Annotated in this window: 11 protein-coding genes; 6 read left to right on the forward strand and 5 right to left on the reverse strand. The window is 73.6% G+C overall.

The window, feature by feature from the left end; genetic code table 11:
* Nucleotides 1-326 precede the first annotated feature (326 nt).
* On the reverse strand, nucleotides 327-1577 hold the full coding sequence (locus ACFYVJ_RS04930; RefSeq protein WP_388886669.1) for an ROK family protein: 1251 nt from the start codon (nucleotides 1575-1577) through the stop codon (nucleotides 327-329).
* Between the two features lie 149 nt (nucleotides 1578-1726).
* Here ACFYVJ_RS04930 and ACFYVJ_RS04935 point away from each other — a divergent pair, with 149 nt between their 5' ends.
* Genes ACFYVJ_RS04935 through ACFYVJ_RS04950 form a run of 4 tightly spaced genes read left to right on the forward strand, consistent with a single transcriptional unit; the run spans nucleotide 1727 to nucleotide 6290 of the window.
* Complete coding sequence (locus ACFYVJ_RS04935) at nucleotides 1727-3043, forward strand: ABC transporter substrate-binding protein (RefSeq protein WP_388886670.1); 1317 nt, start codon at nucleotides 1727-1729, stop codon at nucleotides 3041-3043.
* Between the two features lie 10 nt (nucleotides 3044-3053).
* Nucleotides 3054-4061 carry a carbohydrate ABC transporter permease gene (locus ACFYVJ_RS04940; RefSeq protein ID WP_388886672.1) on the forward strand — a complete coding sequence of 336 codons (1008 nt, stop codon included), beginning with the start codon at nucleotides 3054-3056 and terminating at the stop codon, nucleotides 4059-4061.
* Nucleotides 4054-4908 (forward strand): carbohydrate ABC transporter permease, encoded by an 855-nt coding sequence (locus ACFYVJ_RS04945; protein ID WP_388886674.1) that lies wholly within the window; start codon nucleotides 4054-4056, stop codon nucleotides 4906-4908. Before ACFYVJ_RS04940 ends, ACFYVJ_RS04945 begins: the two co-directional genes overlap by 8 nt.
* Nucleotides 4909-4928: 20 nt before the next feature.
* Nucleotides 4929-6290, forward strand: a complete 1362-nt coding sequence (locus tag ACFYVJ_RS04950; protein ID WP_388886819.1) for a GH1 family beta-glucosidase — start codon at nucleotides 4929-4931, stop codon at nucleotides 6288-6290.
* A gap of 81 nt (nucleotides 6291-6371) precedes the next feature.
* Here ACFYVJ_RS04950 and ACFYVJ_RS04955 read toward each other — a convergent pair whose 3' ends face one another.
* A complete protein-coding gene (locus ACFYVJ_RS04955) occupies nucleotides 6372-7727 on the reverse strand; it encodes an MFS transporter (protein ID WP_388886675.1) in 1356 nt (451 codons plus the stop codon).
* Nucleotides 7728-7788: 61 nt separating this feature from the next.
* Here ACFYVJ_RS04955 and ACFYVJ_RS04960 point away from each other — a divergent pair, with 61 nt between their 5' ends.
* Nucleotides 7789-8760: an ArsR/SmtB family transcription factor gene (locus ACFYVJ_RS04960; RefSeq protein ID WP_388886677.1), complete on the forward strand. Its 972-nt coding sequence runs from the start codon at nucleotides 7789-7791 to the stop codon at nucleotides 8758-8760.
* A 159-nt stretch (nucleotides 8761-8919) separates the two neighbouring features.
* On the opposite strand, the gene ACFYVJ_RS04965 is transcribed toward ACFYVJ_RS04960, so the two are convergent.
* Nucleotides 8920-9708, reverse strand: coding sequence for an SDR family NAD(P)-dependent oxidoreductase (locus tag ACFYVJ_RS04965; RefSeq protein ID WP_388886679.1), 789 nt, complete (start codon nucleotides 9706-9708; stop codon nucleotides 8920-8922).
* On the reverse strand, nucleotides 9705-10127 hold the full coding sequence (locus ACFYVJ_RS04970; protein WP_388886681.1) for a limonene-1,2-epoxide hydrolase family protein: 423 nt from the start codon (nucleotides 10125-10127) through the stop codon (nucleotides 9705-9707). The genes ACFYVJ_RS04965 and ACFYVJ_RS04970 overlap by 4 nt, the downstream gene beginning before the upstream one ends.
* A gap of 164 nt (nucleotides 10128-10291) precedes the next feature.
* On the opposite strand from ACFYVJ_RS04970, the gene ACFYVJ_RS04975 reads away from it, so the two are divergent.
* Nucleotides 10292-11113 (forward strand): SAM-dependent methyltransferase, encoded by an 822-nt coding sequence (locus tag ACFYVJ_RS04975; protein WP_388886682.1) that lies wholly within the window; start codon nucleotides 10292-10294, stop codon nucleotides 11111-11113.
* Nucleotides 11114-11153: 40 nt separating this feature from the next.
* On the opposite strand, the gene ACFYVJ_RS04980 is transcribed toward ACFYVJ_RS04975, so the two are convergent.
* Nucleotides 11154-11708 carry a pyridoxamine 5'-phosphate oxidase family protein gene (locus ACFYVJ_RS04980; protein WP_388886684.1) on the reverse strand — a complete coding sequence of 185 codons (555 nt, stop codon included), beginning with the start codon at nucleotides 11706-11708 and terminating at the stop codon, nucleotides 11154-11156.
* Nucleotides 11709-11877 lie beyond the last annotated feature (169 nt).

The following is an 11877-nucleotide window of genomic DNA, read 5'->3' on the forward strand; positions in this document are numbered from 1 at the left end:
GCGGCGGGTGAGGGTGAGCCGGGACGCGGAGTCCGCCGCCCGCTTCGCGGCGGCCCGGTGCCGGCGCCGCTCATGCGGCGTCCGGCACCGGCACCTTGCGTCGGCACGCGGCGTCCGCCACCCGCCACCCGGCACGCGGCACGGGGCACGCGGCACGCGGCCGCCGGTACCCCGCGCGGCGTCCGGCACCCGGCAGCTTGCTTCCGGCACCCGGCCGCCGGTGCACCGCGCGGCGTCCGGTTCCCGGACCCGTGGCGCACCGCACCCGGTCCCCCGACCCGCGGGGCGTCGGTCCCGCCGGCGGAGTCCGCCCCGCCTCCGGCGGGTCAGCTTGCCGGAGTGCGCGCGGGATCGCGCTCGCGCGTGCCGCCCGCGTCCAGGAAGTGACTCAGCGGGAGCGTCGCGGCGCCCACGGTGACGGCGTCGGTGCCGAGTTCGCCCATCTCGATCGCCGCGCGCGCCGCCGGGTAGCGGAGCGCGTACATGGCCGTGGCCCCGCGTACGGCCGGCAGCAGCCGGGGGCCCGCGAGCAGCCCGGCCCAGCCGGACAGCACGATGCGCTCCGGGTTGAAGAGGTTGACGAGGTCCGCGATGCCCGCGCCGAGGTACTCGGCGGTCTCGTCGAGGACCGCGCGGGCCGCCGGGTCGTCCGCGGCGATCAGCTCCGCGAGCGCCGACTCCTCGTCCGTGGCGACGGGTTCGCCGCCCGCCTCCCGCCAGCGCCGCAGCATCCCCTCCGCGCCGACGTACGCCTCCAGGCAGCCGCGGGCGCCGCACCGGCAGCGCCGTCCGCGTATCCGCATGGTGGTGTGCCCCCACTCCCCCGCGCCGCTGGACGAGCCGCCGTAGGCGGTGCCGTCGGTGACGACGCAAGCGCCGACGCCGGAGCCGATGAGCGCGATGACGGCGTTGCGTGCGCCGCGGCCCGCGCCGAACCACATCTCGGCCTGGCCCAGCGTCTTGGCACCGTTGGCCACGGTGTACGGCACGTCCGCCAGGCCGGGCGCGCCGGTCGCGGCGGTGCGCAGCATCGCCTCCAGGGGTACGGCGTCCCAGCCGATGGTCTGCGCGTACACCACCGCACCGCCGCGGGCCGGTTCGCGGTCGACGATGCCGGGGACGCCGAGACCGACGCCGAGCAGGTCCCCGGCGGCGACGCCCGCGTCGGCGAGCACGGCGGCCAGTCCCCCGGCGATGTGCGCGACGACCCGCCCGGCGTCCCGGCCGCCGTCGGCCAGCGGGCGCTCGGCGCGGGCCAGTTCGGTACGGGCGAGGTCGAACAGCTCCACCCGCACCCGGGTCTCGCCGACATCGACGCCGGCGATGTGCCCGCAGCGCGGCGCCACCCGCAGCAGGGTGCGGGGCCGGCCGCCGTCGGAGTCGACCGCGCCCGCCTCCTCCAGCACCCCCTCCGCGATCAGCTCCGCGGCGACGTTGCTGATCGACCCGGAGCTGAGCCCGGTGACCGGGCCCAACTCCTGGCGGCTCAGCGGCCCTTCGAAGTACAGGTGGCGCAGTACCGCGGAGCGGTTGCTACGGCGCAGGTCGCGCACGGTACGGCCGTTGTTTCTCGCCATGTGGCTCCTTCCCGGAGGAAAGATACGTGCCGGGAAACGCGTGTGAGAAGGGTTGACGAGGACTTCTTTCACTACTTAACTCACGCCCTGAATTAAGCGCGGGCCGCGTTCACAGCCTTAAGTCATGTGCCCGGAGAGGGGCCCCACCCATGCGCAGAATCCGCCTGGCGGCGACCGCCGCACTCGCCACCGCCCTCAGCGTGACCGCCGCCGCCTGCGGCGGCGGCAGCTCGACGGGTTCGGAGGGCAGCAACGACAAGCCCGACGAGCTGACGTACTGGGCGAGCAACCAGGGCACCAGCCTGGAGCACGACAAGGAGGTGCTGACCCCGGAGATCGAGAAGTTCGAGAAGAAGACGGGCATCGACGTCAAGCTCGAAGTCATCCCCTGGGACAGCCTGCTGGACCGGATCCTCGCGGCCACCTCCTCCGGGCAGGGCCCCGACGTGCTCAACATAGGCAACACCTGGTCCGCCTCGCTGCAGGCGAGCGACGGGCTGCTGGCGTGGGACGACAAGACTTTGGACCGGATCGGCGGCAAGGACCGGTTCGTCCCCTCGGCGCTGGCCGCCGCGGGTGCCGAGGGCCGGGACCCGGCGGCGGTGCCGCTGTACTCCCTCTCGTACGCGCTCTACTACAACAAGCAGATGTTCGCCGACGCCGGCATCGAGGAACCCCCGGCCACCTGGGAGGACTTCGTCGCCGTCGGCAAGAGGCTGACGAAGGACGGCAAGTACGGCGTCGCCGTCGAGGGCGGCAACCCGGTGGAGAACTCGCACCACGCCTTCGTCTTCGGCAAGCAGCACGGCGCCGACTTCTTCGACGCCGAGGGCAACCCGACGTTCGACACCCCCGAGGCGGTCGCGGCCGTCAAGCAGTACGTCGACTTCCTTGCCAACGACAAGATCGCCGCCGTCGGCAACGCCGAATATGCGCAGAACCAGTCGATCAAGGACCTCGCCACCGGCAAGGCAGGCATGCTCCTGTGGCAGGCCGCCGGCAGCTCGCTCAAGGCGCACGGCATGAAGCCCGAGGAGTACGGCGTCGCGCCCGTACCGATGCAGAGCGAGAACCCGCCCGAGGGCCGGAACGTCAACTCCATGGTCGCCGGCATCAACATCGCCGTCTTCAAGAACACCGACAACCTCGACGGTGCCCTGGACTTCGTGAAGTTCATGACCTCCACCGAGGAGCAGCAGATCCTCAACGAGACCTACGGCTCGATCCCGCCGGTCGCGGAGGCGCAGGAGCACGAGGCGTTCAGCACCACCGACCTGACCGTGCTGCGCGAGGTGCTGTCCACCAGCTCCGCGCCGCTGCCGCAGGTGCCGGACGAGGCGCAGTTCGAGACCCTCGTCGGCGACGCGATGAAGGAGCTGTTCGCGGACGCCGCCGCCGGCGACGAGGTGACCACGGAGTCGGTCCAGAAGCGGCTGACCGAGGCCCAGCAGCAGATGCAGAAGTGAGCGGCGCCGGATGACCGCGACCGCCCTCGACACGCCCCCGGCCGGCCCCGGCGACAAGCCGCCCGCCGGCCGGGGCGCCGCCCGCAAGCGCCGCCGCACCGGCCGCGGCCGCGTGCGCCGCGGCGCCCTGCCGTACCTCCTGCTGCTGCCCGCGCTGCTGCTGGAGCTGCTGATCCACCTGGTGCCGATGGCCGTCGGCGTGGTGATGAGCTTCAAGGAGCTGACCCAGCACTACATCCGCGACTGGGGCGCCGCGCCCTGGTCGGGCCTGGACAACTTCCGCGTCGCGGTCGACTTCGACGCCCCCGTGGGCGAGGCGCTGCTGCGCTCGTTCTTCATCACGTGCGCGTTCACGGTGCTCGCGGTCGGGTTCTCGTGGCTGCTCGGCGTGACCGCGGCGATCCTGATGCAGGACGCCTTCCGCGGCCGCGGGCTGCTGCGCGCGCTCTTCCTCACCCCGTACGCGCTGCCCGTCTACACCGCCGTCATCACCTGGTCGTTCATGCTCCAGCGCGACAACGGCCTGGTGAACCACGTGCTCCACGACCAGTTGGGGCTGACCGACCAGCCGGCGTTCTGGCTGATCGGCGACAACGCGTTCGTCTCGCTGGTCGTCGTCTCGGTCTGGCGCACCTGGCCGTTCGCCTTCCTGGTGCTCACCGCCGCGCTGCAGAACATCCCGCGCGAAGTGTACGAGGCGTCCGCGATCGACGGCGCCGGGATCTGGCAGCAGATCCGCCGGATCACGCTGCCGTCGCTGCGGCCGGTCAACCAGGTGCTGGTCCTGGTGCTGTTCCTGTGGACCTTCAACGACTTCAACGTGCCGTACATCCTCTTCGGCAAGTCGGCGCCGGAGTCCGCGGACATCATCTCCATCCACATCTACCAGTCGTCCTTCGTGACCTGGAACTTCGGCGCCGGCTCGGCCATGTCCGTGCTGCTGCTGCTCTTCCTGCTGGTCGTCACCGCCGGCTATCTGCTGCTCACCTCCCGGGGAAGGAAGGCGGCCCGTGCATAGCTCCCCCACCGCGCCGCCGCGGTCGTTCGTCTGGACCCGGCGGATCGTGCTCACGCTGCTGACGGTCTTCGCGGTCACGCCCGTGTACGTGATGCTCAGCAGCTCGCTGAAGCCGCTGGAAGACGTCACCGGGGCGTTCCGCTGGATCCCCAGCGGGCTGACCATCCGGCCGTACCTCGACATCTGGGACACGGTGCCGCTGGCCCGCTACTTCCTGAACTCGCTGATCGTGGCGGGCGCCGCGACCGGCTGCTCGGTGGTCATCGCGGTCTTCGCCGCGTACGCGGTCAGCCGCTACCGCTTCCGCGGCAAGCGGATCTTCACGGTCACGGTGCTGTCCACCCAGATGTTCCCCGGCATCCTCTTCCTGCTGCCGCTCTTCCTGATCTTCGTCAACATCGGGAACACCACCGGGATCGCCCTCTACGGCTCCCGCGGCGGCCTGATCCTCACGTACATGACCTTCACCCTGCCCTTCTCGATCTGGATGCTGGTCGGCTATCTCGACTCCATCCCCCGCGACCTGGACGAGGCGGCGCTCGTCGACGGCTGCGGGCCGCTGAAGGCGCTGTTCCGGGTCGTGGTGCCGGCGGCGGTCCCCGGGATCGTCGCCGTCGCCATCTACTCGTTCATGACCGCCTGGGGCGAGGTGCTCTTCGCCTCGGTCATGACCAACGACGTCACCCGGACGCTCTCCGTCGGGCTGCAGGGGTACGCGACCCAGACCGAGGTGTACTGGAACCAGGTCATGGCCGCCTCCCTCGTCGTCAGCCTCCCCGTCGTCGCCGGCTTCCTGCTGCTCCAGCGCTATCTCGTCGCCGGGCTGACCGCAGGAGCCGTCAAGTGACCACGTCCGAAAGGAACTCCGTGACCGACCTGCACCTCGACCGCCTCCCGTCCGACTTCGTGTGGGGCACGGCCACCGCCGCGTACCAGATCGAGGGCGCCGTACGCGAGGACGGGCGCTCCCCGTCGATCTGGGACACCTTCTCGCACACACCCGGCATGGTCGACGGCGGCGACACCGGCGACACCGCCTGCGACCACTACCACCGCTGGCCCGAGGACATCGCGCTGATGCGCCGGCTGGGCGCCGGGGCGTACCGCTTCTCGATCGCCTGGCCGCGCGTCGTCCCGGGCGGCGACGGGCCCGTCAACGAGCCGGGGCTCGCCTTCTACGACCGGCTCACCGACGCGCTCCTCGAAGCCGGCATCACGCCCTTCCCCACGCTCTACCACTGGGACCTGCCGCAGGCGCTGCAGGACCGCGGCGGCTGGGCGGAGCGCGCCACCGCCGAGGCGTTCGCGGCGTACGCGGACGCGGTGGCCCGCCGGCTCGGCGACCGGATCACCGACTGGGCCACGCTCAACGAGCCGCTCTGCTCGGCCTGGATCGGGCATCTGGAGGGCCGGATGGCCCCGGGGCTCACCGACCTCACGGCGGCGGTACGGGCCTCGTACCACCTGCACCTCGGCCACGGCCTGGCGGCCCAGGCGCTGCGCGCCGCCGTGCCCGGGGCCCGGATCGGGCTGGTCAACAACCTCACGCACTGCGAGCCGGCCTCCGACCGGGACGAGGACATCGCCGCGGCCGCCCGCGCCGACGGGCACACCAACCGCTGGTGGATGGACCCGGTCCACGGCCGCGGCTACCCGGAGGACATGCGCCGGCTCTACGGCGTGGACCTGCCCGAGCGCCCCGGGGACCTGGAGACCATCGCCGCGCCGCTGGACTGGCTGGGCCTGAACTACTACTTCCGCCAGGTCGTCGCCGACGACCCGGACGGGCCGCTGCCGTACGCGCGCCAGGTCGACCTGCCGGGCGTGCGGCGCACCGCGATGGGCTGGGAGGTGCACGCCGAGGGGCTGACGAAGACGCTGGAGCGGATGGCCGACGACTACCGCGCCCGCTGCCTGTACGTCACCGAGAACGGCGCCGCCTACCCGGACGCGGTCGGCCCCGACGGCCAGATCGACGACCCGGAGCGCACCCGCTATCTGGAGGAGCACCTCGCCGCCTGCGCGGAGGCGGTGCGCAGGGGCGTGCCGCTGGCCGGGTACTTCGCCTGGTCGCTGCTGGACAACTTCGAGTGGGCGTACGGCTACGACAAGCGCTTCGGCCTCGTCCACGTCGACTACGCCACCCAGCGGCGCACCGTGAAGGGCAGCGGCCGGCGCTACGCCGAGCTGATCCGCGGCCACCGCGCGGCGGCGCGGCGCGCGGCGTAGCGCGTACGGCACACGCTCCGCCCGGGTCCGCCGCCGCGTGCCCCGCACGGCGTCCCCCCACCGCGACGGCGGCCCGGGCGGTCAGGCGCGCGGCGCGCGCTGCCCGGCACCGGACTCCCGGTCCCGCGTCCCGCCCCCGCCACCGGGCGGATGCGGGGCCGGGTCCCCGGCCGGTGCGGTGACCTCGGCACCCGCCGGACCCGCCGGACCCGCCGGACCCGCCGCGCTCTCGTTGCTCGCCGCGCTCGCGTTGCTCGCCGTACCCGCGGTGCTCGCCGCGCCCGCCGCGCGCAGGCCCGGGGTCAGGGCCAGCGTGACGGCGATCGACAGCGCCGCCATCGCGGCCATCGCCGTCGCCGGCGAGGTCAGCTCCGCGACGCCGCCGGCGAGGGCGGCGGCCACGCCCTGCATGGTGAGCATCCCGGAGGTGTGCAACCCGAGTGCCTGGCCGCTGAGTTCGTCCGGCGTGAGCGCCATCAGCCGCTCCTGCTGGACGAGGCTCGCGGCGAACCCGGCCGAGGCCAGGGTGACCGCCACCGCCGCCACCGCCAGCGGCGGACGCAGCGCGAAGACCAGGTACGGGACCGCCAGCAGCAACAGCAGCGGCACCCCGAGCCGGGGCCGCCACCGGGCCGGCAGCACCCGGCCCGCGAGCACGTCGCCGGTGAGCATGCCCAGCGCGGTGAGGGCCAGCAGGACGCCGGCGCGGTCCGGTTCGTACGGCACGAACTGCGACTCGGCGCCGACGACGAGGCCGTTGGGCAGCCACAGCGCGAGATACAGGGTGCGGCGGTGCCGCGAGGACCAGAGCAGCGCGTTGACCCGCCAGGTCTCCGCGACCGAGGGCCGCCCCGCCGCGCGCGGCGCCCGGCGGCCGAGCCCGGCGCGGGCGACGGCGGCGCCGGTGAGGAACGCCGCGGCGGCGACGAGGAGCGTGCCGCGCGGGGACAGCGCGGTCACGAGCACGCCGCCGACCGCGAAGCCGGTGATCTGCATGGCGCCGGCGGACATGTTGACCACCGACCTGCCGAGCAGGTAGCCGTCGCGCGGCAGGATCTCGTTGAGCAGCCCGTAGCGGACCCCGCCGCCCACCGAGGCGAGCAGCCCCAGGCAGACCAGGATCGCGAACGCGCCCCACACCGGCAGCCCGGGCGCGGCCTGCGCGGTGGTGGCGGCGGCGTAGACGAGGGCGAGCGCGGTCATGGCGCCGCGCGGCGGCACCCGGTCCGCGGCGGACAGCAGCAGGGTCGCGCCGAGCACCTGGGCGAGCGAGGGGCCGAACATCGCGAGGGCCGACAGCAGCGGGGAGCCGGTCTGCTCGTAGATGTGCGTGCCGAGCGCCAGGCCGCTGATCGTCAGCCCGGCGACCTGGAGGGAGGAGGAGGCGAAGAGGGGCGTGAACTCCGGGGTCCTGAACAGCTCGCGATAGGTGCGCATGCCGGGCAGCCTCGGGGAGATCGAGGCCGTGGGGTTAGAGTTTCGCCGGGAGGCGAAAGCAATGGGGTGGTGGCAGGTCGACGCGGACACGCTGGCGGGCAGCCGGTTCGTGGTCTCGCCGCTCGCCGAGACCCTCGCGTCTCTGAAGATGCTCGCCCGCGGCACGCCCTCGCACCCCGGGGAGCGCACCTGGCTCGACGCCCACCTGCCCGCGTACCGCGCGCGGCAGGCCGCGGACCCGGTGGCGGACGAGCTGGTCCGGGCGGGCCTGCTGCGGCCGTGGAACGCGGACTTCCTCACCCCGACACCCACGGGCGCGGTCGGGGTGTCCTTCGAGGAGGAGCTCGCGGCGGTACGGGCCACGCCCCCGGACGCCGCCCGCGCCGACGTCGCCGTCTCCCTCGACGGCCGGCTGCCGGAGCGGCTGCGCCGCGACGACCTGCCGCGGCGGGCGGCGGACGTCATGGAGTGGGTGTGGCGGGAGACGGTGCTGCCGGACTGGCCGCGGCGCCGGCGGATCATCGAGGCGGACATCGTCGCGCGCACCGCGCAGGTGGGGCACGGCGGCTGGGCGGCGGCGCTGGACGCGCTGCGGCCGGGGACGCGGTGGCTGGGGGCGAGCCGGCTGCAGATAAACGTGCGCGACTACCCGCCGCGGGACGTCTCCGGCGCGCAACTGCTGTTCGTGCCCGTCGTGCCGCGCACCGGCTGGGTCTGCTGGGACGCGCCGCACCGCTACGCCCTCGTCTACCCCTGCGCCGGCGCCCTGGCCGACACGGGTGCCGCCGCGCCGGCGGAGTCGCTGGGCCGGCTCCTCGGCCCGGGGCGGGCGACGGTGCTGGCGCTGCTGGACACCCCGAAGAGCACCACGCAGTTGGTCGCGCTCACCGGGCAGGGCCTCGGCTCGGTGGGGCGGCATCTGCGGGTGCTGCGCGACGCCCGTCTCGTGGGGCGGCGGCGCGCGGGGCGGTCGGTGCTGTACTACCGCACGGCGGCCGGCGAGGTGCTGGTCGCGGCGCAGCGGGACGACTGAGGCCGCGGCGTACGGGCGGCGCGGCTCCGGAGGCGTATGGGTGCGCTGTGCGGCTTACGCGCGGCCGCGGGACGGCCGTATGCGGCCGCCGGGAGCGGGCCCGGCCGTCCCGGTCCGCCGGGCGGTCCGGGACGGTCGCGTGCGTACCGCCGGGAGGGCTCAGCCGGCCGAACGGTCGCGCTGGTAGCCGCCGTCGATGTCCCAGACGGCGCCGGTGACGTACCCGCTCTCCGCGCTGTCGAGCAGGGTCAGCGCCGGCCGGGCGATCTCCTCCGGGGTGGCCATCCGCTTGACGAGGTTGGTGGCGATCGTGGCCTCCTCCAGCCCCGGAATCGCCTTCGCCGCCTCGTACATCGACGGCGTGTACGTGCCGCCGGGGCAGAGGGCGTTGACGCGGATGCCGCTGGGCGCCAGCTCGATGGCCCAGGTGGACACCAGGTAGTGCAGCGCCGCCTTGGTGGCGCCGTACACGCCGAGGCCGGGGACGGGCAGCCGGCCGGTGGCCGACGACGTGAGGGTCACCGCCGCGCCCGGCCGCTTGGCCAGCTCCGGCGCCGCCGCCCGGACGAAGGTGATCGGGCCGCGCAGGTTGACCGCGAGCATGCGGTCCACGTGGTCCAGCGGCTGCCCGGCGATGTCGCCGGGCAGCAGCGTGCCGGCGTTGAAGTGCAGCAGGTCCAGGCCGCCGTGGGTGTCGACGGCGTGGGCGACCGCGCGGGCGGCGGTCTTCTCGTCGGCGACGTCGCCGGCGATGCCGGAGGCGGCCGGGCCGAGCTTGGCGGTGGCCTCGGCGAGCACGTCCTCGCGCCTGGCGACCAGGACGACGTTGGCGCCGCCGGCCACGAGCCCGGCGGCGACCGCCAAGCCGATGCCCTCGCTGGCGCCGGCGACGACCGCGGTCCTGCCCGCGAACCGCCCCCCGGGGTCCTCCCCGGTCTGCGCGGTCACGCGTCGCCCGCCATCAGGTGGGCCAGGAGCGCGGAGTCGTAGTAGTCGCGCCAGGACGTGATCTTCCCGTCGACGACCTCGAAGGTGCCCATCACGGGCAGCGACTCGACCAGGACGGCGCCGTCCTTGCCGGTCCAGTGCTCGTGGCGCTGGGTGAGCACGGTGCCGCCCCGGCTGGCGATCCGCAGCACCTCTCCCCCGACGCTCTCCAGTCCGGTCTGGTCGACGAGCTGCTGGAGGAAGCCCAGGATCTGCTCCGTGCCGCGGACCTCCGGCAGCCCCTGGTTGTCCCAGACGCAGTCGTCGGCCAGATGGCGGCGGAAGGCGGGCACCATCTCGGCGTAGGTGCTGCCCATGTCGGCGAAGAACTGCACGACGAGGGCTTCTTCTTCGGTGGCGGGTTCGTTCGGCGCTGGCATGCCCGGGACGCTATTGAGCGCCCTTGCCGCCCGTCAAGGCGAACCCGTACTTCTCGCCATCACCAATCGCCCCATGGCTCAAGGTCGTTGACCCATGATGCGGCGCCGGGTGGCAGCGGCTAGGCTCGCCCCCCACGTCACCAGGCGGGCAGAAAGGGACTGTTGTGCAGGACGAGGGCAACGGGCGGGCGGCCAAACCGGGACCCGGCGACATCGACACCACCAAGCCCAGCATCGCCCGGGCCTACGACGTGGTGCTCGGTGGCAAGGACAACTACAAGGTCGACCGCGCCGTCGCCGACCAGTTGCGGCAGACCATGCCGCACATCGACGACCTGGCGTGGCTCAACCGCGAGGCGCTGGGCCGCACGGTGCGCTACCTGACCGCGGAGGCGGGCATCGACCAGCTCATCGACCTCGGCGCCGGGCTGCCGACCATGGAGAACACCCACCAGGTCGCCCAGCGCCACCTGCCGGGCGCCCGCGTGGTCTACGTCGACAACGACCCCATCGTGCTCGCCCACGGCCGCGCCCTGCTGCAGGAGAACGACGACACGTTCGTCATCACCGCCGACCTGCGGCGCCCCCGGGAGATCCTGGAGCACCCCGACGTGCGCCGGCTGATCGACTTCTCCCGTCCGGTGGCGATCCTGCTCGTCGGCATCCTCCACCACCTCCACGACGACGAGGACCCGCAGGGCATCGTGGACGCGTACATGGACGCGGTCCCCTCGGGCAGCCACCTGGTGATCACCGCGTTCTGCGACGTCGGCGAGGAGGCCCGGGCACTGCAGGACACCTTCCTGTCCTTCCTCGGCACCGGCCGCTTCCGCACCGCCGCCGAGATCGAGAGCTACTTCACCGGTCTCGAACTGCTGGAACCGGGCGTGGTCTCGCTGCCGCACTGGCGTCCCGACAGGCCGGTCCGCATGGATCTGAAGCTCTACGAGCGCCTGATGGCCGGAGGCGTCGGCCGCAAGCCGTGACGCGGCGGGCCCGCCGCCGCGCCACCCGGGCCCCCGCGGCTCAGGCTCCGCCGGGCCCGCCGGCGGCGAAGCGGTAGCGGGTCTGGCCGAACGGCTTGCCCTTGGCGAAGGCGAAGGCGACCCTCGGGACCACCTCGAAGACCAGCGGGCCCTCGCCGTTGCGTACGGCCTCGGGCAGGCCGTGGAAGGTGCCCTCGGGCGAGGTGACGGTACGGCCGTACTTGCCGATGTACGCGTCCGCGACCCGGCCGAGCAGACCGGGGTCGCGGACCTGTGCGGCGTCGCCCTCGACGACTACGTCGAGCCCTTCGTCCAGGGCGTTGGCGCCGGTGACGACGGTGCAGTGCGGGTTGGCGGCGAGGTTGCGGGCCTTGCGCTCCTCGGCGCCGGTGCAGAAGTAGACGGCGCCGTCCAGCCAGACGCCGATCAGCGGGGTGACGTGGGGGCGGCCCTCGGGGCGCACGGACGTCAGCCAGAAGACCCCGGCGGTCTCCAGTTGGCGGCGGGCGTCCGGCCAGGGGGTGGCGGTGGCCTCGGCGTCGCTGAAGCCGGGGTGGAGCGCCGGCTCGGGCTCGCGGGATGTCTTTTCGGTCATGCGGACTCCTCGTGGTGCGCGTTCTTCCGCGGTCCTTCGTGTGCCGCGTTTCCTCGGAGGTGTCGACCAGCCTGGCGGCCGGAACTCATCGCGCGCGGCTGCGCGGGGGCGTGTCGGCGTTGTTGACGGTGCGGGAACGCGATGGAAGGCTCTGTTGCCGAGTTCGTGA

The organism is Streptomyces sp. NPDC004134 (assembly GCF_042874195.1).
In the GTDB taxonomy this organism is placed as follows: domain Bacteria; phylum Actinomycetota; class Actinomycetes; order Streptomycetales; family Streptomycetaceae; genus Streptomyces.

What these genes read in the sequence shown, in the direction of transcription:
- ACFYVJ_RS04930 (WP_388886669.1), bottom strand. Translation starts at nt 1,577, where the DNA reads ATGGCGAGAAACAACGGCCGTACCGTGCGCGACCTGCGCCGTAGCAAC.
- ACFYVJ_RS04980 (WP_388886684.1), bottom strand. Translation starts at nt 11,708, where the DNA reads ATGACCGAAAAGACATCCCGCGAGCCCGAGCCGGCGCTCCACCCCGGC.
- ACFYVJ_RS04940 (WP_388886672.1), top strand. Translation starts at nt 3,054, where the DNA reads ATGACCGCGACCGCCCTCGACACGCCCCCGGCCGGCCCCGGCGACAAG.
- ACFYVJ_RS04960 (WP_388886677.1), top strand. Translation starts at nt 7,789, where the DNA reads ATGGGGTGGTGGCAGGTCGACGCGGACACGCTGGCGGGCAGCCGGTTC.
- ACFYVJ_RS04955 (WP_388886675.1), bottom strand. Translation starts at nt 7,727, where the DNA reads ATGCGCACCTATCGCGAGCTGTTCAGGACCCCGGAGTTCACGCCCCTC.
- ACFYVJ_RS04970 (WP_388886681.1), bottom strand. Translation starts at nt 10,127, where the DNA reads ATGCCAGCGCCGAACGAACCCGCCACCGAAGAAGAAGCCCTCGTCGTG.
- ACFYVJ_RS04935 (WP_388886670.1), top strand. Translation starts at nt 1,727, where the DNA reads ATGCGCAGAATCCGCCTGGCGGCGACCGCCGCACTCGCCACCGCCCTC.